Origin of the sequence: Aeromonas finlandensis (assembly GCF_000764645.1) — a bacterium.
Taxonomy (GTDB): Bacteria; Pseudomonadota; Gammaproteobacteria; order Enterobacterales; family Aeromonadaceae; genus Aeromonas; species Aeromonas finlandensis.
Genome location: NZ_JRGK01000053.1, coordinates 25,673 through 46,991, shown reverse-complemented (window position 1 = coordinate 46,991; position 21,319 = coordinate 25,673). Strand labels below are relative to the sequence as shown.

The window sequence follows — 21,319 nt, the reverse complement described above, 5'->3', positions numbered from 1 at the left end:
TTCCCGCTCCAATCTCTCTCCTTGAAGTCCACCAATTCAATATCTCAATACACTCATTACCATATCCAGTTGGTAGAGCATGATCAGTGCTTGCCAAGGCTGGGGTCGCGAGTTCGAGTCTCGTTTCCCGCTCCAATCTCTCTTCGATATCACCATCACCCCATTTGAATTGCCCATCACATCGCGCTGCGATGCGTTGTCGTATCCGGCGTTTGCCTTTCTATCTCTTCTGCTTTGCACATCCCTGGTTATGAGCCAACGCGGTATCGCTCACCAACAACGTCCCTGAGATCGGGCACAACTCTTTGCAGACGGATCGCAGGCTTGGCAGGGCATGGATGGCAGACACGGGCTCGGCATAAGTTAAAGTTGGGGCATTTTGCCAAAAGCCATAAATTTGATTTATAGCGGCGGGTTGCGGCCATAAACGGTTTTCTGGCGGGGTCGGCAAGCCCGACAAGGGATCTGCCGGTCGGGAAGGGGATATTGCGGGCAAAAAAAGAGGAGGGGCCTTGGCTCCTCCTGCATGATTCACTGGCGTGGGCTTAGACCAGAGTAACGTTTTCAGCCTGAGGGCCTTTTTTGCCCTGGGTCACAGTGAACTGGACTTGTTGACCTTCAGCCAGGGTTTTGAAACCGGTGCTCTGGATGGAGGAGAAGTGAACGAATACGTCCGGACCCTGAGACTGTTCAATAAAGCCAAAACCCTTGGTTTCGTTGAACCATTTTACCTGGCCGGTGCGAATGTCAGACATGTGCTAAATCCTATCAATAACAAAATGAAACTAAGCCCGTGCTGGGCTGCATTTGCCTTGCAAGCAGGGGTTGGCTCATGACTGACCACGTCTATTTGTCCCAGTAGCACGCAGAACAATCCCTGTCTAAAGCACAAACGATTGTACGTTAGCGCCGATCCTTGTCAATTTGACCCCTTTCGTTTTTTGAACAAGCTAAAAATATTGTGAAGTCAGTAGCTTATTTGAAGTGATTTGAGCCAAAAAAAACGGGAGGCCGCAGCCTCCCGTTTCATCACTCCTTGAGGGCGAACCCTTCGCCCTGCCGGTCGTAGCGGTAGACCGCCTGACCGTAGGAGCGGATCTCCACCCGCTGGATGCGGCGGGTGTCGTCCACCAGGATGAAGATGGCGCGGCCCGATTGCAGGCGGGTCAGCGGCCGATCCGGCCCTTCGATGGCGATCAGACGACTCAGCTCGGCACCCGGCAACTCGAATTTGCGCCAGATGGAGTAGAGGGTCTCACCGGCCTGCACATCGTGTTGCAGCCAGGTGCCGTTGACCTTCTCTTCGACCGGCTTGGCTGCTGCAGGCGCACTGCCTGTTGCACCATTGCCGACGGTGAGGGCCTGCGCGGGCACCGCCAGCGGCACTTCCAGCGAGCCGGAAGGGGCGGCTTTGGGGGCAGATGGCGCAGGCTCCCAGGCCAGCACCAGCAACCAGAGCGGGATCAGGATCAGCAGACCTATGGTGTTTTTGCGGGGCAGCGGGCTGGACAGCTTGAATTTGCCTGCTTTGGCATCCTGACGGCGTTGGCCGAGGTTGCTCATTCCTTGGCCAATACGTTGGCGCAGGGACAGGGTCGCGGCATTGATGCGATGGAGCAGGGATCCTTGTGATTCGTCTTGGCGACGCTGCTGGGCTCGTCTGTTATGGCCTCGTGGGCGACGGTCCGGGGTGGGCACGGCATTTACCTCTCACTACATTGCCTGCCATCAGGCAAATTCGTTGCCTATGGTAAACGTACTCGCCCCCGAGGGGGAGAGTACGGGAGAGGAAAATTATCAGCTGAGACGAAATTGACCCAATAATTGCTGCAATTTGTCGGCGGCCTGACGCAATGCCTGACTGGCTTTGGCCGTTTCGGTTGCATCCTGAGCAATGTCGTTGGCCAGTGCGTTGGTTTTTGACAGGTTGCCGGAGACGGTCTCGGAGACCGAACTCTGCTCTTCGGCGGCGGAAGCGATCTGGTAGGTCATGTCGTTGATGGTGGAGATGGCCTTGTAGATGCTGCCGAGCGCCTCCTCTGCCAGATCCGCTTCGCTCACTGCCTGATGGGTCAGCTGTTGGCTCTGGGTGATGGCAGTGACTGCATTGGTAGAGCTGAGGCGGATCTTCTCGATCAGCTCCTGGGTGTTCTGTACCGCCTGCTGGGTGTTGCCCGCCAGTTTGCGCACCTCGTCGGCGACCACCGCAAAGCCGCGCCCCTGTTCGCCTGCCCGGGCCGCTTCGATGGCGGCGTTGAGGGCGAGCAGATTGGTCTGGTCGGCAATCCCCTGAATGACGGTGAGGATGCTGGTGATCTGGGCGCTGTCGTGAGCCAGCCCTTCCACCACGTCGGCCCCTTTACCGGCTTCTGCTGCGACCTTGTGCATCGACTGGATCACCTGCTGGAAGCGATCCTTGCCCTGATCGGCGGCGCTTTGCGCCTGTTTGGCCGAGTCGGCGGTGTTGTTGGCGTGGGTGGCGACCTCCTGGCTGACGTAGGACATCTCCTGCACGGCGGTCAGCATCTGCTCCATCTCCGCCTGGTGATGCTGCAGGTTGGTGTCGGTCTGACCGGCGATGCGGTCGGTGTCACCGGCGTAGCGGTTGACCTCGCTGGCGGTCTTGAGTACATCGCTCAGCAGCCCCTGCAGCTTGTCGATAAAGCGGTTGATCCCCTTGGCGAGATCCCCCAGTTCGTCGACGGAGCGGGTGGTGAGGCGCTTGGTGAGATCCCCTTCGCCATCGGCGATGTCATCCACCAGGCTGACCATTTGGCGGATCGGGCCTGTGATGCTGCGGGCGATCGCCAGCATGGTGGCCAGCGCCAGTACCAGCACGATAACGGCCCCGACCAGCTGCTGAGTCACGGCGGCCCGGTTCATCTCGCCCAGCTGGCTCTCCAGCTGATCGGCCCCCGCCAGTACCACCTTGTAGGGCAGGGTGACGATGATGGCCCAGTTGCGGTTCATGCCCGGCACCATGATGGGCACCGAGATGCGGAATGACTCGTTCAGCTCCTGACGCTGCACTTCGGGCTTCAGGTACTGCTGCCACTGATTGCCCAGCAGCTTCCCGGCGCTGCTGCCAAGCAGGCTGGCATCACCGCTGGTGCCGGTGATAACACCGGCGGCGCTGACGATCAGGGTCTCCCCCTGGCCGTCATAGATGTTGCTGTTGAGGCTCTTGGCCTGACGGCTGATGGAGTCCACCGCCAGATCGAGGGCGGCGATCCCCTTGAACTGACCATCCACCATGATGGGGGTGGTGATGGTGCTCACCAGCACCTGCTGACCGTTGATATCCACCTTGAAGGGATCGATGAGGCAGGAGCGCCCCTCCCGTTTCGGGCAGGCGTAGTAGTCGTTGGCCGGGTTGCCGAAGCTGTCGGTCTCGCTCTTCTCAATGGAGAGCAGCAGATCGGTGCCGATTTGCTCCTTGTCACGGTAGAAGTAAGGGACGAAGCGCCCCTTGCCGTCGCTGCCCAGCGCAGTCTGGCCAGCAAAGCTGGCATCCTGACTGTCAAAGCCATTGGGCTCGAAGCCCGCGAAGGCGCCGTAGAGCTGGGGCTCAAGGGCGAGCTGCGCCTTGAGCAGATCGGTGGCCTGTTGGCGATCGAGCGGCAGTTTGCCCTGCTGTTGCTGGGCGAAGACGCTGGCCATCTGCTGGGTATAGGAGAGCCCTTTTTGCAGCAACTGGGTGATGGTGGCGGCCTCGGCGCGGGCGTTGGCGCTGACCTTTTGCCATGCCTCCTGCTGCAGTGCCTCGCGGCTGGAGCTGATGGTCAGCTTCTGGGTCTGTTGGCCGGAATATTGGTTGAGCAGGATCAGGATGACCATGGCAGTGGTCATGGCGATCCCGGCCATCACTAGAATGCGATGCTGGATAGAATGGAACTGCATCATCTCTTCCTTGTTTCGTGAAAACTGTGGTGAGCGTTAGTTGGCTATCGACCGGAGGAGGCAGCTCTCCAGCGCTGTGCATAGCAAATCGGAAACAGCACTTCTGTTTTGCGATCCCCTTCAAATATCAGCTGGCAAGCGGTCCGGCCGTCAATTAAATCCCCAACTTTAGCCCGCAGTGGCCTCATGGTTTTCCCATCCGTGATTGTCGGTGCTAAAATGCGACGGTTTTTTCTAACGAATTGGCCCAAGGCCCTCTACACAAGGCTTAAAGATGAAAGTCAAAACCCGTTTTGCTCCCAGCCCGACCGGCTTTTTGCATGTCGGCGGTGCCCGTACCGCACTCTATTCCTGGTTGTTTGCAAAGAACCAGGGCGGTGAGTTCGTGCTGCGTATTGAGGATACCGACCTGGAACGTTCCACTCAGGAGGCCATCGACGCCATCATTGAGGGCATGGAATGGCTGGAGCTGAACTGGGATGAGGGCCCCTACTACCAGACCAAGCGCTTCGATCGCTACAACGCGCTGATCGACGAGATGCTGGCCGATGGCCGTGCCTACAAGTGCTACTGCTCCAAGGAGCGTCTGGAAGCGCTGCGCGAAGGTCAGATGGCCAACGGCGAGAAGCCCCGTTATGACGGCAAGTGCCGCGATCACGCCCACGATCACCCGGCCGATGCGCCGCACGTGATCCGCTTCCGCAACCCGACCGAAGGTTCCGTGGTGTTCGATGACCACGTCCGTGGCCGCATCGAGTTCGCCAACACCGAGCTGGACGATCTGATCATCCGCCGTACCGATGGCGCCCCGACCTACAACTTCTGCGTGGTGGTCGATGACTGGGATATGGAGATCACCCACGTGGTGCGTGGCGAAGACCACATCAACAACACCCCGCGTCAGATCAACATCTACAAGGCGTTGAACGCGCCGGTACCGGAGTTTGCCCACGTCTCCATGATCCTGGGTGACGACGGCGCCAAGCTCTCCAAGCGCCACGGTGCAGTCTCCGTGATGCAGTACCGCGATGACGGTTACCTGCCGGAAGCGCTGCTGAACTATCTGGTGCGTCTGGGCTGGTCCCACGGCGATCAGGAGATCTTCACCCTGGACGAGATGATCAAGCTGTTCAGCCTGGATGCCATCTCCAAGTCCGCCTCTGCCTTCAACACCGACAAGCTGCTGTGGCTGAACAACCACTACATGCGCAGCCTGGATCCGGCCTATGTCGCCAAGCATCTGGCCTGGCACATGGAAAACCAGAAGATCGACACCAGCAATGGTCCGGCGTTGCCTGCGGTGGTCACCCTGCTGGCCGAGCGCTGCAACACACTGGTCGAGATGGCCGCCCAGAGCCGCTACCTGTTCGAAGAGTACGAAGCGATCGACGAAGCGGCTGCCAAGAAGCACCTGCGTGGCGTGGCTGCCGAGCCGCTGGCTCTGGCCAAGACCAAGCTGGCTGCACTGGACAGCTGGACCACCGAAGCGCTGCACGAGCTGATTGAAGCGACTGCCGCCGAGCTGGGTCAGGGCATGGGCAAGGTCGGCATGCCGCTGCGCGTGGCCGTCACCGGTCTGGGTCAGTCCCCTGGTATCGACGCCGTGATGGCACTAGTGGGCAAAGAGCGTGTACTTGCTCGTATCGACCGTGCGCTGGCGTATATCGAAGCCCGCATGGCAGCTGAGTAAGCCTGACGTTGCCGGTCGTCATCACCGCTCTGGGTAAATCCCCCCGGGTATCGACGCCGTGATGGCGCTGGTGGGCAAAGAGCGCGTTCTTGCTCGTATCGACCGCGCGCTGGCGTATATCGAAGCCCGCATGGCTGCCGAGTAAGTGCTGCCGATGTGGCAGGCGAGGGGATAACCCTGCTCTGCCACCTGCTGAACAGCAAAAATCCGAAACCACTGGTTTCGGATTTTTTTATGGCCTGGATCGGCTGGGGCGGGGCACAACGGCGGTCATGCCCGACCAGAGCGAGTTGTCAGGCGAGCTTGAAGGAGTGGATCTGGCTGTCGAGATCCTTGCTGTGCTGCTCGACCAGCTCGGAGGCCTCTTGCAGTTCGCGCAGCACCACGACCGAGCCTTCGGCGATCTGCTTGACCTGTTCCAGATTGCCGCGCATCTCCTCGGCGACCGAGCTCTGCTGCTCGGAGGCCGCGGCGATATGGCGGTTCATGTCGGCCACCCCCTGCACCCGCTGCACTATGGTGGCGAGTTGGGTGCCCGCCTGGGTCACCTGTTCCACCCCCTTGTCGGCCTGGCGCACGCTCTGGGCCATCAGTTCGGCGGCCTGACCGGCATTGCCCTGCAACTGTTCGATCATCTTCTGGATCTCGACGGTAGCGGCCTGAGCCCGGTTGGCCAGCTCGCGTACTTCGGAGGCCACCACGGCAAAGCCGCGACCCGCCTCACCGGCGCGGGCCGCTTCGATGGCGGCGTTCAGTGCCAGCAGGTTGGTCTGCTCCGAGATGCCGCGAATGGTGTCGACCACCGAGCCAATCCGCTCGACCCCTTGCTCCACCTGATTGACCACGGTGGCGGAGCGCTGGATGTTGCTAGAGAGGGTGTCGATGGTGCTGACGGTGGCGGCGACGCAGCGGCTCCCCTCTTCCGCCAGTTGGCTGGTTTCGGCGGTAGCGTGAGAGGCCTGATCGGCGTGAGAGGCGACTTCACGAATGGCGCCAACCATCTGGCTCATGGCACTGGCCAGCTGTTCGATCTGGGCGAACTCTTCGCTGATCGCGTCGTTGGCCTCCTCCATGCAGAGGGTCACCTGGGAGGCGATGTCGTTGAGCTCCTTGCAGGCGGTGCGCTGGTTGCCAAACACCGCTTTGAGGTTCTCCTGCGAGTGGGAGACCGCCTTGGCGATGTCACCGAACTCGTCACGAGACTTGAGCAGCACCTGATGGCTGAGATCCCGCTTGGCGAAGCGCTCCAGCAGGCCAACCAGATAGTGCACCTGCTTGACCATCAGCCGGGAGCCAGTGAGCAGCAGGATCACGAACAGCAGCCCCATGATGGTGGTCTCCATCAGGCCGGTCCAGAGCAGGCGATTGGAGATGGCATCCGCCTTGGCGGGATCAAGCCCTTCGCTGAGCAGGGTGGCTTCCAGATTGTTGGCGTCAAACCAGAGTTTTGTCAGTAGCAGGAGGGTACTAAACACCATCAGCAGCACCACTTTTGGCACCAACCGGATGTTGCTCATCCGTTTCTCCAGCAGATTCAACTGCATTGTCATTCTCCTTTTAAAAACCGCTTTTTCCTTTGCCCTCAGGGCTATCGGCATTATCTTCTCTTTTATTAATTTGCACTGTGCTTAAAGTTGGAAAATGTATGCGACATCACTTAACGCATCTGCGGGCGATGGATCTGCTGATGGCATTTCTGTCGATTATCTCGGTCGTGCTGGTCACGGCACGCTGGTGGGGCCAGGAGAGCCTGACGCCACAGACCCTGCAGCTCTTCTATGACCTCGACAGTCTGATCTGCTACTTCTTCCTCGCCCACTTTGCTTATGGCTGGATCCGGGCCTCCGATCGCAAGGCCTATTTCAAGGCCAACTGGATCTATCTGCCGGGTAGCCTGCCGATGGCGGAGCAGTTGCGCTGGGCGCGGTTGATCCAGCTGTGGCGCGTTTATCAGCTGTTCAAGGAGCACCCGGATCTCTGGGCCATGTTCCGTCGCGAGCGCAACGAGACCACCCTCTCCGGCATCCTGTTCCTCTTCTTCCTGCTGCTGGGATTGGGCTCCGGCGTCATGTACTGGATTGAGTCGGGCCAGCCCGGCAGCCAGATTGAGACCCCCTACGATGCCTTCTGGTGGACGCTGGTGACCTTGTCGACCGTGGGTTATGGCGATCTGGTGCCCAAGACCGAGGAGGGGCGCTTTGTCGCCAGCTTGTTGATCCTGTTCGGGGTCGGTCTGTTCGGTGCCATCAGCGGTTTCATGGCCAGCCTGTTTCTGCAGCCCAACAAGGGGGATGGTGAGACCGACAAGTGGCGTCATCACTACAACACCCAGCAAGAGGAGCTGCTGCGGGAGATCCGCGCCCTGCGCAGCGAGGTGCGGGAGCTGAAAAACAAGTGAGGCCGCGGGCGGGCAAGTTGCGAGGTGACTCGCAACTCTGCGCCCTTTATCCGGGGGGAGGTGCTTTTTCTTTGCTTGTCCTTTAACCTGCAGGCGGCTTAACATTCAACCTCTTGTCCAAACCTGAAAAAGAGAACCGATCGACCATGCGCGCCCTTCTCGGGATTCTTATCTGCTTGTGTGCCCAACAGGCACTGGCCGATACCCGTTATGTTTCAGACAACATCTTTACCTTTATCCACAATGGCCCGGGTACCCAGTACCGGATCCTTGGCAGCATCAAGGCTGGTGAACCGCTGGAGGTAAAGGCGGTGAACAGCGAGGCCGGTTTCACCCAGGTGGTGGACGGTCGTGGCCGCGAGGGGTGGATCAAGAACAGCGAGCTGCAGAGCCAGCTCAGCCTGCGCGAGCGCCTGCCCCAGGTGGAAAAAGAGCGTGACGATCTCAAGGCGCGCCTGCAAAACCTCAACGGTGACAACGAGAAACGCTTCACCGAGAAGGATGGCCAGATCGCAGCCCAGAGCAAGGAGATCGCCGCCCTCAAGGCTCAGCTGGCCAGCCAGAACGAGGAGATGGGGAGTCTCAAGGAGCAGAATGATGCCCTGACCCAGAGCTACGACAACCAGGAACATGACATGCAGATGGACTGGTTTATTCGTGGCGGTGCCATGGTGGGGGCCGGGCTGCTGCTCGGCATTCTGTTGCCCATGTTGCCCCGTCGTCGCAGCCGCGGTGATCGCTGGATGAACTGACAGCATCTGGCTGAATGAACTGATGAGAAGGGTCGCCGTGGCGGCCCTTCTTTTTTATCTGCATCTTGCCCGCGCCGGTTGCCGCTGCCAGTGGCCCGGATGGCGGAGTGCATCGGTCCAAGATCGTATACAAAATGATGCCGGATGGCCCTCGTCACAGTCGGCAAGGGGGCCCGAAGAGGGCTGAGGGGGCTGAAATAGCGATGTTTGTTAAATAATGGCAACAAATCCATTTCATATAGGGTGCAATATTGTATACATTATCGGCGTTTCGGCGGCGCGTCCGCCTTTGTCGATATCAGCCCTCGGGCGTACAGGAAGACCCCTATGTTCAAAGCTACTCAAGTGCTTGCTGCTGACTATATCCCCTCCGATCTGGCCGCCCTGCGCGAAGCCATCACCCAGAACTACGTGGTGGATGAAAATGCCTATCTGACCGAACTGTCGGCCATGCTGCCGGGGGATGGCGCCGCGCTGGAGCAGGTGACCCAGCGTGCCCGCATGCTGGTGACCAAGGTGCGCAAGGAGAGCGGCTCCGGTGACGGTATCGACGCCTTCCTGCAGGAGTACAGCCTCGATACCCAGGAGGGGATCATCCTGATGTGTCTGGCCGAGGCGCTGCTGCGCATTCCCGATGCCGAGACCGCCGATGCCCTGATCAAGGACAAGCTCTCCGGCGCCAACTGGTCCTCCCATTTCCGCAAGAGCGACTCCACTCTGGTCAACGCCTCCACCTGGGGGTTGATGCTGACCGGCAAGATCATCAAGCTGGACAAGAAGCTCGACGGCAACCCGGCCAACCTGCTGGGGCGCATGGTCAACAAGCTGGGGGAGCCGGTGGTGCGCTCCGCCATGTATGCCGCCATGAAGATCATGGGCAAGCAGTTCGTACTGGGGCGCGACATGAAAGAAGCGCTCAAGGCGAGCCGCAAATCCCGCGAGCTGGGCTACACCCACACCTACGACATGCTGGGCGAATCGGCCCTCACCTTGCAGGATGCCGACAAATACCTGACCGATTATCGCAACGCCATCGAGGCGGTGGGCAATGAGCGGATCAGCGACGGCGGCCCGGCCCCCTCCATCTCCATCAAACTCTCGGCGCTGCATCCGCGCTATGACGTGGCCAACCGCGAACGGGTGCTCGGCGAGATGTGCGAGCGGCTGGTGGGGTTGGTGCGCCTCGCCCGCGACAAGGATGTGGCCATCAGCATCGATGCCGAGGAGATGGACAGACTCGAGCTGTCGCTGGACTTGTTCGAGCAGCTCTACCGCTCCGATGCCAACCGTGGCTGGGGCAAGCTCGGCATGGTGGTGCAGGCCTACTCCAAGCGCGCCCTGCCGGTACTTTGCTGGCTCACCGCGCTGGCCCGCGAGCAGGGTGACCTCATTCCGGTGCGACTGGTAAAAGGTGCCTACTGGGACAGCGAGCTGAAATATGCCCAGCAGGCGGGTCTGCCCGGCTATCCGCTCTTTACCCGCAAGGCGGGCACCGATATCTCCTACCTCGCCTGCGCCCGCTACCTGCTGAGCGAGCCGACCCGCGGCTTTATCGCTCCCCAGTTCGCCACCCACAACGCCAATACCGTGGTCAGCATTCTGGAGATGGCGGGTGATCGCCAGTTTGAATTCCAGCGCCTGCACGGCATGGGGGAGGAGCTGCACAACGCGGTGCTGAACGACAATCCCGGTCTGCACTGCCGCACCTATGCACCGGTCGGCGCCCACAAGGATCTGCTGCCCTATCTGGTGCGCCGCCTGCTGGAGAACGGGGCCAACACCTCCTTCGTCCACAAGCTGGTGGATCCCAACACCCCGGTCGACTCGCTGGCTGAGCACCCGCTGCGCACCCTCAAGCGCTACTCCGGTTTTGCCAACGACCGCATTCCGCAGCCGGTGAACCTGTTCACCGACCGCAAGAACTCCAGCGGCGTCAATATGAACATCCTCTCCATCCAGCGTCCCTTCTTCGCTCGCTTGCAAGAGCTGGAGAGCAAGCAGTGGCTGGCGGGCCCCATCGTGGATGGCGAGACCCTCAAGCGCAGCGAAGCCCGCGTGGTGTTGAGCCCGCAGGATGTGAGCCTCACTGTTGGCAAGATCCACTGGGCCGACGAGCAGGCGGTGGAGCAGGCCTTGGCATCCGCTCATGCCGCCTTCCCGCGCTGGCGCGAAACGCCGGTGAGCGAGCGGGCCGCCGCGCTGGAGAAGCTGGCAGATCTGCTGGAAGCGAACCGCGAGCAGTTCGTCTCCCTCTGTACCCGCGAGGCGGGCAAGCTGCTGCAAGATGGCATCGACGAGGTGCGTGAAGCGGTCGATTTCTGCCGCTACTACGCGGTGCAGGCGCGCAGCCTGATGGGGCAGGCGACCCTGCTGCCCGGTTACACCGGCGAGCAGAACGAGCTGTTCCTGCAGGGGCGCGGGGTGTTTGTCTGCATCAGCCCGTGGAACTTCCCGCTGGCGATTTTCCTCGGTCAGGTTGCGGCGGCGCTGGCCACCGGCAATACCGTCATCGCCAAGCCTGCCGAGCAGACCGGCCTTATCGCTCATCTGGCGGTGACCCTGGCCCATCAGGCCGGTATTCCGGGTGACGTGCTGCAACTGCTGCCCGGTGACGGCGCTACCGTCGGCGCCAAGCTGACGGCGGACTCGCGCATCGGCGGTGTCTGCTTCACCGGCTCCACCGAGACCGCCAAGCTCATCAACATGACCCTGGCCCAGCGCGATGGCGCCATCCTGCCGCTCATCGCTGAGACCGGTGGCCAAAACGCCATGATTGTCGACTCCACCGCGCTGCCGGAGCAGGTGGTGCGCGATGTGGTGAGCGCCGCCTTCCAGAGCGCCGGTCAGCGCTGCTCTGCTCTGCGGGTGCTCTATCTGCAGGAGGAGATTGCCGAGCGGGTGCTGGAGATCCTCACTGGCGCCATGCAGGAGCTGAAAGTGGGCAATCCGGCCGAGCACAACACCGACGTCGGCCCGGTGATCGATGCCGATGCCAAGGCCGGTCTCGATGCTCACCTCGCCTACATGATCCCGCGCGCTCGCCTGATTGCCCAGGCACCGATGCCCGCCGCGACCATGGAAGGACACTTCGTCCAGCCGACCGCGCTAGAGATCGGTTCCATCCGTGAGCTGGTGAAGGAGCAGTTCGGCCCCATCCTGCACGTGGTGCGCTACGCCACCCGGGATCTGGACAAGGTGATCGGCGACATCAACGGCACCGGCTACGGCCTGACGCTGGGGATCCACAGCCGCAACGAATCCCACGCCGAGGAGCTGGCGAGCCGCATCAACGTCGGCAACGTCTACATCAACCGCAACCAGATCGGCGCCATGGTCGGGGTCCAGCCGTTCGGCGGGCAGGGGCTCTCCGGCACCGGCCCCAAGGCGGGCGGCCCCCACTATCTCGGGCGGTTTGTTACCGAGAAGACCCGCACCATCAACACCACGGCGGTGGGTGGCAACGCCTCCCTGCTGGCGATGGGCGATGCCTGATCCACGTCGATAGAGGCCGGATACTGGATGCCGGCTAACAGCGGGCCGCCTTCGGGTGGCCTCTTTATTTTCGCCATCCGTTTTTACGAATAGGACAATCGGCCACGGCGGGGTCGTCAGCGACCTGTGCTGGTCGTAAGATGGGAGCCATTAGCGCGGCTTTTGCCCCTTGGCGGGCCCGCCGTTGGCAGGGTTTTGTTTAACTGGATTTAACGAGAGTGTTCATCTGATGTCATTAACCGAACAAGCCCGCTGGTTCGTGCTGGGGGGCGATCATCTGGTACTGCTCGATCAGCAGGGAGAGGTGCCACAAGGAAGTAAAGCGTGCCTGCCCGCGGCGCTGGCTGACACCCGTTTCGAGCGTTTTGACGAGTGGCAGGGGCTGCCCTGCTACCTGCTGGATCTGGGTGATGAGGCCGACACGAGCGCCATGAGCCCGCTGCGCCAGCTGATGGTGGCGGGGGACGAAGAGAGCTTTCGTCTCGCGGGCCGTGCCTGGCAGCTCGCTACCTTCCGCCGCACCCACCGTTTCTGCGGCGAGTGCGGTGCCCCCATGACTCCGAAGGTGGGGGAGTGGGCGCAGGTGTGCCACCACGGCCATACGGTCTATCCGCGCATTTCACCCTGCATTATCGTGGCGGTGCGCAAGGGGCCGGAGATCCTCTTGGCGGCCCATCGCCGTCACTATCAGGCCGACGATCCCATGTATACCGTGCTGGCCGGGTTTGTGGAGGCGGGGGAGAACCTCGAGCAGTGCGTGGCGCGGGAGGTGTTCGAGGAGAGCGGCATCCGGGTGCGCAATGTGCGCTATGTGGCGAGCCAGCCCTGGCCCTTCCCTCACAGCCTGATGATGGGTTTTACCGCCGACTACGAGAGCGGCGAGATCAAGGTGCAGGATGACGAACTGGTGGCTGCCGATTTCTTTGCCGCCGACCGGCTGCCGCGCTTGCCGCCCCACGGCACCATCGCACGGCGGCTGATCGAGCGTTCGCTGGCGGGTGAGGGGTAACGAGGCGCTTATCTTTTCGCCAATCTTTTCGCCCCTTTTTTTGTAAACAGGGCGCGCTGGTTTGCGCCCCTTCACATCTTTGCAACCGCGCGCCCATTTGCCACGTTTTGGGCAGTCCGCTCCGGTGGGCAAAGTGCTATTATGGCCGCCATTTTATGCGTGATACGAACTCAGGAACTGGGATGAAAGAGCTGAAGAACGATCGATACCTGCGCGCCCTGCTGCGCCAGGACGTGGACATGACCCCGGTATGGATGATGCGCCAGGCTGGCCGTTATCTGCCGGAATACAAGGCGACTCGCGCCCAGGCGGGGGATTTCATGTCCCTGTGCCGCAACGCCGAGCTGGCCTGTGAAGTCACCCTGCAGCCGCTGCGCCGCTACCCGCTCGATGCCGCCATCCTCTTCTCCGACATCCTCACCGTGCCCGATGCCATGGGGCTGGGTCTCTACTTCGAGCAGGGTGAAGGCCCGCGCTTCGAGCGCCCGATCACCTCCATGGCCGACGTGCAGGCGCTGCCCATTCCGGATCCGGAAGATGAGCTGGGCTATGTGATGAACGCGGTGCGCACCATCCGCCGTGAGCTGAAGGGCGAAGTGCCGCTCATCGGCTTCTCCGGCAGTCCATGGACCCTGGCCACCTACATGGTGGAGGGGGGCAGCTCCAAGGCGTTCACCAAGATCAAGCAGATGATGTACGCAGAGCCGCAAACCCTGCACCTGCTGCTCGACAAGCTGGCCGACAGCGTGATTAGCTATCTCAACGCCCAGATCAAGGCGGGTGCGCAGGCTGTCATGGTGTTCGACACCTGGGGCGGCGTGCTCACCCCGCGCGATTACCGCGACTTCTCCCTGCAGTACATGCACAAGATTGTCGATGGCCTCATTCGCGAGCACGACGGTCGCCGCGTGCCGGTCACCCTGTTCACCAAGAACGGTGGCCAATGGCTGGAGCAGATCGCCGCCACCGGTTGCGATGCGCTGGGTCTGGACTGGACCACCGACATTGCCGACGCCAAGCGCCGGGTCGGCGACAAGGTAGCGCTGCAGGGCAACATGGATCCCTCCATGCTCTACGCCACTCCGGCTCGCATCCGTGAAGAGGTCGCCTCCATTCTGGCCGGTTTCGGTCACGGCAACGGCCACGTCTTCAACCTGGGTCACGGCATCCATCAGGATGTGAACCCGGAGCACGCTGGTGTGTTCGTCAACGCGGTACACGAGCTCTCCGCTCAGTACCACGGCCGCTAAGGTTGGGGGCGAGAGAAGGATAGTGTGATTGAAATTCGGGGCCGTCAGGCCCCGTTTTACATTTTAAAAGGCGCCGCGATGATGAGAGCGTGGTGCCCGTGCAGGAGGCAAGATGAGCAGCAAGTCACTGGATTGGGGTATCGATCTTGGCGGTACCAAGTGTGAATGTGTGGTGCTGGATGGCGACGAGGTGCTGCTGCGCCACCGCATCCCCACCGAGCGGGCTGGCGGTTATGACCATATGATCGGCCAGATCGCCAAGCTGGTGGCACAGTGCGCCGAGAAGATTGGCCAGCGCCCGACCGTCATCGGCATGGGCACCCCTGGCGCACGGGATCCGCAAACCGGCCTGATGAAGAACTGCAACACCACCGAGCTCAACGGCAAGCCGTTCAAGGAAGATCTGGAACGCAAGCTGGGCGTGCCGGTACTGATCGCCAACGACGCCAACTGTTTCGCGCTGGCAGAAACCCATCTGGGCGCAGTGCGCCAGCACCATCCCGATGCGAAAGTGGTGTTCGGCATCATCATGGGCACCGGGGTTGGCTCCGGCATCGTTATCAACGGCCAGATCCTCAACGGCCACCACGGCATTGCCGGTGAGTGGGGCCACAACGTGCTCTCCCCCGATGGTCCCGAGTGTTACTGCGGCAAGCGTGGCTGCGTCGAGACCCTGATCAGCGGCCCGGCGCTGGAGGCCTGGTACGAGGCCAAGGCCAAGCGTCGCCTCTCGCTGGCCCAGATTGCGGCGGCGACCGCCCACGATCACATCGCCAAGCTCACCATTGACCGGTTGCACCTGCTGTTTGGTCAGGCGCTGGCCAACGTGGTCAATATTCTCGACCCGGATGTGATCGTCATCGGCGGCGGGGTGGGCAACGTGCAGAGCCTCTACAGCGTGGGACGAGAGACAATTTTGCCCTTCCTCTTTAATCCCCGCTTCAGCGCCCCCATTATTGCTCCAGCCCTCGGTGACAGTGCCGGGGTATTCGGGGCCGCACTCTTGGCCCGCGGTGAATTCAAGGAGGCCCTGCTGTCGTAGCCGGGGCTCCCGGGCGGCCGGTGCGCCGCCCCGTTGCTGGTTCAAGGAAACGGATTCTCGATGATCAAGATTGCCATCAATGGTTACGGGCGGATCGGTCGCAACGTGTTGCGAGCCCTCTATGAAAGCGGGCGCGACAAGACCATCAAGATCGTCGCCATCAACGAGCTGGCGGCCCCCGAGGCCATGGTGCACCTGACCCGTTACGATACCAGTCACGGTCGCTTCAACCATCCGGTGCAACTGGCAGGCAACAGCATGCTGGTGGGGGAGGATCTCATCTCCCTGTTTGCCGAGCGGGATCCATCAAAGCTGCCGTGGCGGGCGCTGGGGGTCGATGTGGTGCTCGATTGCACCGGGGTGTTCGGCTCGCGAGCCGATGCCGAGCTCCATCTGGCGGCGGGGGCGGGCAAGGTGCTCTTCTCCCACCCGGCTGATGCGGATGTGGATGCCACCGTGGTCTACGGGGTCAACCATCATACCCTCACCGGAGCGGAGCGGATCGTCTCCAACGCCTCCTGTACCACCAACTGCGTGGTGCCGGTGATTGAAACATTGCATCGAGAATTCGAGATAAATTGTGGTACTATTACGACAATTCATTCGGCCATGCATGATCAGCAAGTCATCGATGCCTACCACAGTGACTTGCGCCGAACCCGCGCTGCCAGTCAGTCCATCATCCCGGTGGATACCAAGCTGGCAAAGGGGCTGGAGCGTATCCTGCCCCACTTCGCCGGCAAGTTCGAGGCGATCGCGGTGCGGGTGCCGACCATCAATGTAACAGCGATGGACCTCAGTATTACTGTTCGTAAAAAAGTGACAGTTACTGACGTAAATCAAGCCCTGCAACGGGCATCCAGAGGTACATTACACGGTATTCTGGATTACACGGAGGAACCTTTGGTCTCCGTAGACTTCAATCATGATGCACACTCCTGCATCATTGATGGTACCCAGACCCGGGTGAGCGATGCCAACCTCGTCAAGATGTTGATGTGGTGCGATAACGAATGGGGCTTCGCAAACCGGATGCTGGATACCACCCGGGCCATGATGGCCGCAGGCTGAGCCTGCCCCGGGCGAAAGGTTACTGTTTTTAACATTACCTGGAAAATATAGAGGACTGAATATGTCTGTTATCAAGATGACTGACCTGGATCTGGCGGGTAAACGCGTTCTGATCCGTGCTGACCTGAACGTACCGGTAAAAGACGGCAAGGTCACCTCCGATGCACGTATCGTTGCGACTCTGCCGACCATCAAGCTGGCTCTGGAAAAAGGCGCCAAGCTGATGATCACCTCCCACCTGGGTCGTCCGACCGAGGGTGAATACAACGAAGAATTCTCCCTGGCTCCGGTTGTCAACTATCTGAAAGACGCTCTGTCCTGCCCGGTTCGCCTGGCCAAGGATTACCTGGATGGCGTAGACGTTGCCGCCGGTGAGCTGGTTGTACTGGAAAACTGCCGTTTCAACAAAGGCGAGAAGAAGAACACCGAAGAGCTGGCCAAAAAATACGCCGCCCTGTGTGACGTCTTTGTAATGGATGCGTTCGGTACTGCTCACCGCGCTGAAGGTTCTACCTACGGTGTTGCCCAGTTCGCACCGGTTGCTTGTGCCGGTCCGCTGCTGGCGGGTGAACTGGAAGCCCTGGGTAAAGCCATGCTGAAGCCTGAGCGCCCGATGGTTGCCATCGTTGGCGGCTCCAAGGTCTCCACCAAGCTGACCGTTCTGGAATCCCTCTCCAAAATCGCTGACCAGCTGGTTGTCGGTGGTGGCATCGCCAACACCTTCATCGCTGCTGCCGGTCACAACGTCGGCAAGTCCCTGTGCGAGCACGACCTGATCGACACCGCCAAGAAACTGGCTGCCGAGACCAACATTCCTGTGACCACCGACGTGGTTGTAGGTGCCGAGTTCTCCGAGTCCACTCCGGCGACCATCAAGTCTGTTGCTGACGTGACCGACGGCGACATGATCTTCGACATCGGCCCTGATTCTGCCAAGGCCCTGGCTGACATCATCATGAACGCCAAGACCATCCTGTGGAACGGCCCGGTCGGTGTATTCGAGTTCGACCAGTTCGCTGAAGGCACCAAGATCATCGCTGAAGCCATCGCTGCTTCTCCGGCCTTCTCCATCGCTGGCGGTGGTGACACTCTGGCTGCCATCGACAAGTTCGGCATCGCTGACAAAGTCTCCTACATCTCCACTGGCGGCGGCGCCTTCCTGGAGTTCGTAGAAGGCAAGGTACTGCCGGCTGTTGCGATTCTGGAACAGCGCGCCAAAGCCTAATTGACCCGAGACGGGGGGCAAAAGCCTCCCGTTTCGTTTATCATGAGCCCGCTGTGCCGGTTCATGATGAACCCCCATTTTTTATTAACGGCATACGAGACAGGACGATTAAACATGTCTAAGAAAATTTTCGACTTCGTAAAACCTGGCGTGATCACTGGTGATGACGTTCAGAAAGTGTTCGCCATCGCTAAAGAGAACGGCTTTGCTCTGCCGGCCGTAAACTGCGTTGGTACCGACTCCGTGAACGCCGTACTGGAAGCTGCCGCCAAGGTTAAAGCGCCGGTTATCGTTCAGTTCTCCAACGGTGGTGCCGTGTTCACCGCCGGTAAGGGTCTGAAGCTGGAAGGCCAGAAAGCCGCCATCCTGGGTGCCATCTCCGGTGCCAAGCACGTTCACGCTGTTGCCGAAGCTTACGGCGTGCCGGTCATCCTGCACACCGACCACGCTGCCAAGAAGCTGCTGCCGTGGATCGACGGTCTGCTGGAAGCGGGCGAGAAGCACTTTGCTGAAACCGGCAAGCCGCTGTTCTCCTCCCACATGCTGGATCTGTCCGAAGAGTCTCTGGAAGAGAACATCGACATCTGCTGCGAGTACCTGGCCCGCATGGCCAAGATGAACATGACTCTGGAGCTGGAACTGGGTTGCACCGGTGGCGAAGAAGATGGTGTGGACAACAGCCACATGGATCAATCCGCTCTGTACACCCAGCCGGAAGATGTTGCTTACGCTTACGAGCGTCTGTCCAAGATCAGCCCGCGTTTCACCATCGCTGCCTCCTTCGGCAACGTGCACGGTGTATACAAGCCGGGTAACGTCAAGCTGACCCCGTCCATCCTGGACGCTTCCCAGAAATTCGTTTCCGAGAAGTTTGGTCTGCCTGCCAAGTCTCTGGACTTCGTATTCCACGGTGGTTCAGGTTCCACTCTGGAAGAGATCCGCGAGTCCATCTCCTACGGCGTAGTGAAGATGAACATCGACACCGACACCCAGTGGGCAACTTGGGAAGGTCTGCTGAACTTCTACAAGACCAACGAAGCTTACCTGCAAGGTCAGCTGGGCAACCCGGAAGGCGCTGACAAGCCGAACAAGAAGTTCTACGATCCGCGCGTATGGCTGCGTGCCGGTCAGACTTCCATGATCGCTCGTCTGGAGAAAGCATTCTCCGACCTGAACGCCATCGACGTACTGTAATTCGTTACAGCAGCTCGATTGCATGAAAAGGCGCCCTTCGGGGCGCCTTTTGCATTTCTGTGATCCGCACCGGTTGGTGAGTGGCCAAGGAACTGGGTATTATCGAAACAAGTTTGCTTATTTTATTAAACAATTTGCAACCAAAGCAGGATGCTGAGTATGCAGGCAGGAAAGCACATCGGATATCAGGAGCACGTCGCCTCCTACTACGCGGCCACCCGCAACGACCCACAGCAGTGGCCGGAACTTGAAGCTGAGCTGAAGGCGGATGTCTGCATCATCGGCGGCGGTTTTACCGGTCTCAACACTGCCATCAATCTGGCAGATGCCGGTTACAAGGTCGTCTTGCTGGAGGCCAATCGCATCGGCTGGGGGGCGTCGGGGCGCAATGGTGGTCAGCTTATTCGCGGTATCGGCCACGACACCAGCCAGTTTGCCCGCTGGATTGGCGAGCAAGGGGTACACGAGCTGGATCTGATGGGGCTGGAGGCGGTGCAGCTGGTGCGCGAGCGGGTCGAGCGTTTCAATATCGATTGCGATCTCACCTGGGGCTACTGCGACCTCGCGACCCGTCAGCGTCATCTGGCTGGCTTCGAGGAGGATCTCGACCATCTGGCGAGTCTGGGGTATGAGCACGAGCTGAAACTGGTCCCGCGGGAAGATATCCATACCGTGGTGGGATCGGATCGCTACATCGGCGGCCTCATCGACATGGGCTCCGGCCACCTGCATCCCCTCAATCTGGCGCTGGGCGAGGCGCGCGCCGCCGCCAGCCTCGGGGTCTCCCTGTTTGAACACTCTCGGGTGACCCATATCGACTACGGCAAGCAGGTCGAAGTGACCACCGCCCACGGCCGGGTCACGGCCGACTATCTGGTGATCGGCTGCAACGCCTACCTCAACGACCTCAATCCCGATCTGGGGGGTAAGGTGCTGCCCGCCGGTTCTTACATCCTCGCCACCGAGGTGCTGGATCGCCGCTTGCGCCAGCGGTTGCTGCCGCAAAACATGGCGGTGTGCGATCAGAACGTGGCCCTCGACTACTACCGCCTCTCCGCCGACGGCCGCCTGCTGTTTGGCGGCGCCTGCAACTATTCGGGCCGGGATCCCCACGATATCAAGGCCTTTATGTTGCCCAAGCTGCTGCGGGTCTTCCCCGAGCTGGCTGGTACCGCCATCGAGTTTCAGTGGGGGGGCATGATCGGGATCGGCGCCAACCGGCTGCCGCAGATTGGCCGCCTCAAGGAACACCCCAACGTGCTCTACGCCCAGGCCTACTCTGGTCATGGTCTTAACGCGACCCACATGGCAGGCAAGCTGGTGGCCGAGGCGATCAGGGGCGAGAGCCGGGGTTTCGATCTCTTTGCCAGCGTGCCCCATATCACCTTCCCCGGCGGCCCGGCGCTGCGCTCCCCGCTGCTGGCACTGGGAATGCTGTGGCACCGGATGAAGGATATCTTCTGACCCCGCACTGGCGGGTGTTGCGCCCCGCCAGCCCTTGGTTATAGCGGCACAGTACTAGCGCACGGCCTGATAGACCAAAAAACGCGTTATCGCCACGTTTTCCGACCAGAAACTATCTTTTAGGTGTGAGGGAAGTTCTCTGCCAAGGGGGCAAGGGTGTGCCTGTTTGCCGGAATACTTGCCGAAAAAGGGCCGAGGGTGGGGAGAGAGGAGGGCTGAGATGGAGATGAATGTGGTCGCGTCAGGCGGGCTCAGCCCGCTGGCGCAACGGCAAGGATCTCCCGCTGCGCAGGCGGCGGAGAGGGTCATGCCGTCGGCGAGCGGTGACAGCCGGATGGTGCGTGACCTTGGCGCTGTGCTGACCACTCTCGGGCTGTCGCCGAAGGGGGAGGGCCGCGGCGGGAGCAGCATCTCTATCAGGGATTCGCTGGAGGCGTTCATCAACACCATGATGGGCTCCCTGCAACAGCAGCAAGAGCAACAGCTGGCGTTGCAGCAGCAACAACAGCAGCAAGCGCAGGAACAGCGCAAGCTTGCCCTCGCCGACCACAGCGAAAGCCCGCTCAAGCGGGATCTGGTGCGCCTGCTGGGCACGCTGGATCAGCCGGGCGGGCAGGGAACAGAGAGTGGGCAAGGGAAAGGGGGCGAAGCGGTGAGCCCATTGCAGAGTCAGCTGACCAAGCTGCTGGAGAGCAGCGGTGCGGCAGAAAGTGGGGTCACCCTCAAAGAGGTGCTGTCAGGGTTGGCCAGCAAGCTGCCGAGCGAACCCGCTGATCGAAAAGGGTATCGGGTTGATACCCAGGTCTGAGCTGGCTGGCAACGGCAGATCTGT

At 60.7% G+C, this 21,319-nt stretch carries 16 protein-coding genes and 1 pseudogene; 13 read left to right on the top strand and 4 right to left on the bottom strand.

From position 1 onward, the window contains the following. Nucleotides 1–545 precede the first annotated feature (545 nt). The 3 genes from LD28_RS0107285 to LD28_RS0107275 form a co-directional block, all read right to left on the bottom strand. Nucleotides 546–755, bottom strand: coding sequence for a cold-shock protein (locus LD28_RS0107285; protein ID WP_033136322.1), 210 nt, complete (start codon nucleotides 753–755; stop codon nucleotides 546–548). 274 nt (nucleotides 756–1,029) lie between these two features. Further along, nucleotides 1,030–1,698 (bottom strand): LysM-like peptidoglycan-binding domain-containing protein, encoded by a 669-nt coding sequence (locus LD28_RS0107280; RefSeq protein WP_033136321.1) that lies wholly within the window; start codon nucleotides 1,696–1,698, stop codon nucleotides 1,030–1,032. 99 nt (nucleotides 1,699–1,797) lie between these two features. Next, the gene (locus tag LD28_RS0107275; RefSeq protein ID WP_033136320.1) at nucleotides 1,798–3,900 is read right to left on the bottom strand and encodes a methyl-accepting chemotaxis protein; all 2,103 of its coding nucleotides are present in this window, start codon (nucleotides 3,898–3,900) and stop codon (nucleotides 1,798–1,800) included. Between the two features lie 274 nt (nucleotides 3,901–4,174). Between LD28_RS0107275 and gltX the strand changes: the two genes are divergently transcribed. Together gltX and LD28_RS24030 are read left to right on the top strand one after the other, a co-directional pair. After that, complete coding sequence (gene gltX, locus LD28_RS0107270) at nucleotides 4,175–5,590, top strand: glutamate--tRNA ligase (RefSeq protein WP_033136319.1); 1,416 nt, start codon at nucleotides 4,175–4,177, stop codon at nucleotides 5,588–5,590. Nucleotides 5,591–5,604: 14 nt separating this feature from the next. After that, a pseudogene (locus LD28_RS24030) lies at nucleotides 5,605–5,735 on the top strand (glutamyl-tRNA synthetase); the annotation flags it as partial. Nucleotides 5,736–5,883: 148 nt separating this feature from the next. Here the strand turns inward: LD28_RS24030 and LD28_RS0107260 are convergent. Continuing rightward, on the bottom strand, nucleotides 5,884–7,134 hold the full coding sequence (locus tag LD28_RS0107260; RefSeq protein WP_033136318.1) for a methyl-accepting chemotaxis protein: 1,251 nt from the start codon (nucleotides 7,132–7,134) through the stop codon (nucleotides 5,884–5,886). A 101-nt stretch (nucleotides 7,135–7,235) separates the two neighbouring features. On the opposite strand from LD28_RS0107260, the gene LD28_RS0107255 reads away from it, so the two are divergent. From LD28_RS0107255 to LD28_RS0107205, 11 genes are all read left to right on the top strand, one after another. After that, nucleotides 7,236–7,988: a potassium channel family protein gene (locus tag LD28_RS0107255; protein WP_241462267.1), complete on the top strand. Its 753-nt coding sequence runs from the start codon at nucleotides 7,236–7,238 to the stop codon at nucleotides 7,986–7,988. 146 nt (nucleotides 7,989–8,134) lie between these two features. Then, complete coding sequence (locus LD28_RS0107250) at nucleotides 8,135–8,740, top strand: TIGR04211 family SH3 domain-containing protein (RefSeq protein WP_033136316.1); 606 nt, start codon at nucleotides 8,135–8,137, stop codon at nucleotides 8,738–8,740. Nucleotides 8,741–9,067: 327 nt separating this feature from the next. Beyond that, entirely contained in the window at nucleotides 9,068–12,232 is a 3,165-nt protein-coding gene (gene putA / locus LD28_RS0107245) for a bifunctional proline dehydrogenase/L-glutamate gamma-semialdehyde dehydrogenase PutA (RefSeq protein ID WP_033136315.1), read from the top strand. Nucleotides 12,233–12,461: 229 nt separating this feature from the next. Continuing rightward, nucleotides 12,462–13,241, top strand: a complete 780-nt coding sequence (nudC, locus tag LD28_RS0107240; protein ID WP_033136314.1) for an NAD(+) diphosphatase — start codon at nucleotides 12,462–12,464, stop codon at nucleotides 13,239–13,241. 182 nt (nucleotides 13,242–13,423) lie between these two features. Next, on the top strand, nucleotides 13,424–14,491 hold the full coding sequence (gene hemE, locus LD28_RS0107235; RefSeq protein WP_005354434.1) for a uroporphyrinogen decarboxylase: 1,068 nt from the start codon (nucleotides 13,424–13,426) through the stop codon (nucleotides 14,489–14,491). Nucleotides 14,492–14,603: 112 nt separating this feature from the next. Then, complete coding sequence (locus tag LD28_RS0107230; RefSeq protein WP_033136313.1) at nucleotides 14,604–15,533, top strand: ROK family protein; 930 nt, start codon at nucleotides 14,604–14,606, stop codon at nucleotides 15,531–15,533. A gap of 60 nt (nucleotides 15,534–15,593) precedes the next feature. After that, complete coding sequence (epd, locus tag LD28_RS0107225; protein ID WP_033136312.1) at nucleotides 15,594–16,604, top strand: erythrose-4-phosphate dehydrogenase; 1,011 nt, start codon at nucleotides 15,594–15,596, stop codon at nucleotides 16,602–16,604. A 61-nt stretch (nucleotides 16,605–16,665) separates the two neighbouring features. Then, nucleotides 16,666–17,829, top strand: a complete 1,164-nt coding sequence (locus tag LD28_RS0107220; protein ID WP_033136311.1) for a phosphoglycerate kinase — start codon at nucleotides 16,666–16,668, stop codon at nucleotides 17,827–17,829. A gap of 114 nt (nucleotides 17,830–17,943) precedes the next feature. Next, on the top strand, nucleotides 17,944–19,023 hold the full coding sequence (fbaA, locus tag LD28_RS0107215; RefSeq protein WP_033136310.1) for a class II fructose-bisphosphate aldolase: 1,080 nt from the start codon (nucleotides 17,944–17,946) through the stop codon (nucleotides 19,021–19,023). 159 nt (nucleotides 19,024–19,182) lie between these two features. Then, the gene (locus tag LD28_RS0107210) at nucleotides 19,183–20,487 is read left to right on the top strand and encodes an NAD(P)/FAD-dependent oxidoreductase (RefSeq protein ID WP_033136309.1); all 1,305 of its coding nucleotides are present in this window, start codon (nucleotides 19,183–19,185) and stop codon (nucleotides 20,485–20,487) included. Between the two features lie 220 nt (nucleotides 20,488–20,707). Further along, on the top strand, nucleotides 20,708–21,295 hold the full coding sequence (locus LD28_RS0107205; protein WP_033136308.1) for a hypothetical protein: 588 nt from the start codon (nucleotides 20,708–20,710) through the stop codon (nucleotides 21,293–21,295). Nucleotides 21,296–21,319 lie beyond the last annotated feature (24 nt).

Bases quoted from the DNA above. Each gene is read 5' to 3' on its own strand.
- putA (WP_033136315.1), top strand. From the start codon at position 9,068: ATGTTCAAAGCTACTCAAGTGCTTGCTGCTGACTATATCCCCTCCGAT.
- LD28_RS0107250 (WP_033136316.1), top strand. From the start codon at position 8,135: ATGCGCGCCCTTCTCGGGATTCTTATCTGCTTGTGTGCCCAACAGGCA.
- LD28_RS0107285 (WP_033136322.1), bottom strand. From the start codon at position 755: ATGTCTGACATTCGCACCGGCCAGGTAAAATGGTTCAACGAAACCAAG.
- fbaA (WP_033136310.1), top strand. From the start codon at position 17,944: ATGTCTAAGAAAATTTTCGACTTCGTAAAACCTGGCGTGATCACTGGT.
- LD28_RS0107260 (WP_033136318.1), bottom strand. From the start codon at position 7,134: ATGCAGTTGAATCTGCTGGAGAAACGGATGAGCAACATCCGGTTGGTG.
- LD28_RS0107205 (WP_033136308.1), top strand. From the start codon at position 20,708: ATGGAGATGAATGTGGTCGCGTCAGGCGGGCTCAGCCCGCTGGCGCAA.
- LD28_RS0107255 (WP_241462267.1), top strand. From the start codon at position 7,236: ATGCGACATCACTTAACGCATCTGCGGGCGATGGATCTGCTGATGGCA.
- epd (WP_033136312.1), top strand. From the start codon at position 15,594: ATGATCAAGATTGCCATCAATGGTTACGGGCGGATCGGTCGCAACGTG.
- LD28_RS0107230 (WP_033136313.1), top strand. From the start codon at position 14,604: ATGAGCAGCAAGTCACTGGATTGGGGTATCGATCTTGGCGGTACCAAG.
- LD28_RS0107220 (WP_033136311.1), top strand. From the start codon at position 16,666: ATGTCTGTTATCAAGATGACTGACCTGGATCTGGCGGGTAAACGCGTT.
- LD28_RS0107210 (WP_033136309.1), top strand. From the start codon at position 19,183: ATGCAGGCAGGAAAGCACATCGGATATCAGGAGCACGTCGCCTCCTAC.
- LD28_RS0107275 (WP_033136320.1), bottom strand. From the start codon at position 3,900: ATGCAGTTCCATTCTATCCAGCATCGCATTCTAGTGATGGCCGGGATC.
- hemE (WP_005354434.1), top strand. From the start codon at position 13,424: ATGAAAGAGCTGAAGAACGATCGATACCTGCGCGCCCTGCTGCGCCAG.
- gltX (WP_033136319.1), top strand. From the start codon at position 4,175: ATGAAAGTCAAAACCCGTTTTGCTCCCAGCCCGACCGGCTTTTTGCAT.
- nudC (WP_033136314.1), top strand. From the start codon at position 12,462: ATGTCATTAACCGAACAAGCCCGCTGGTTCGTGCTGGGGGGCGATCAT.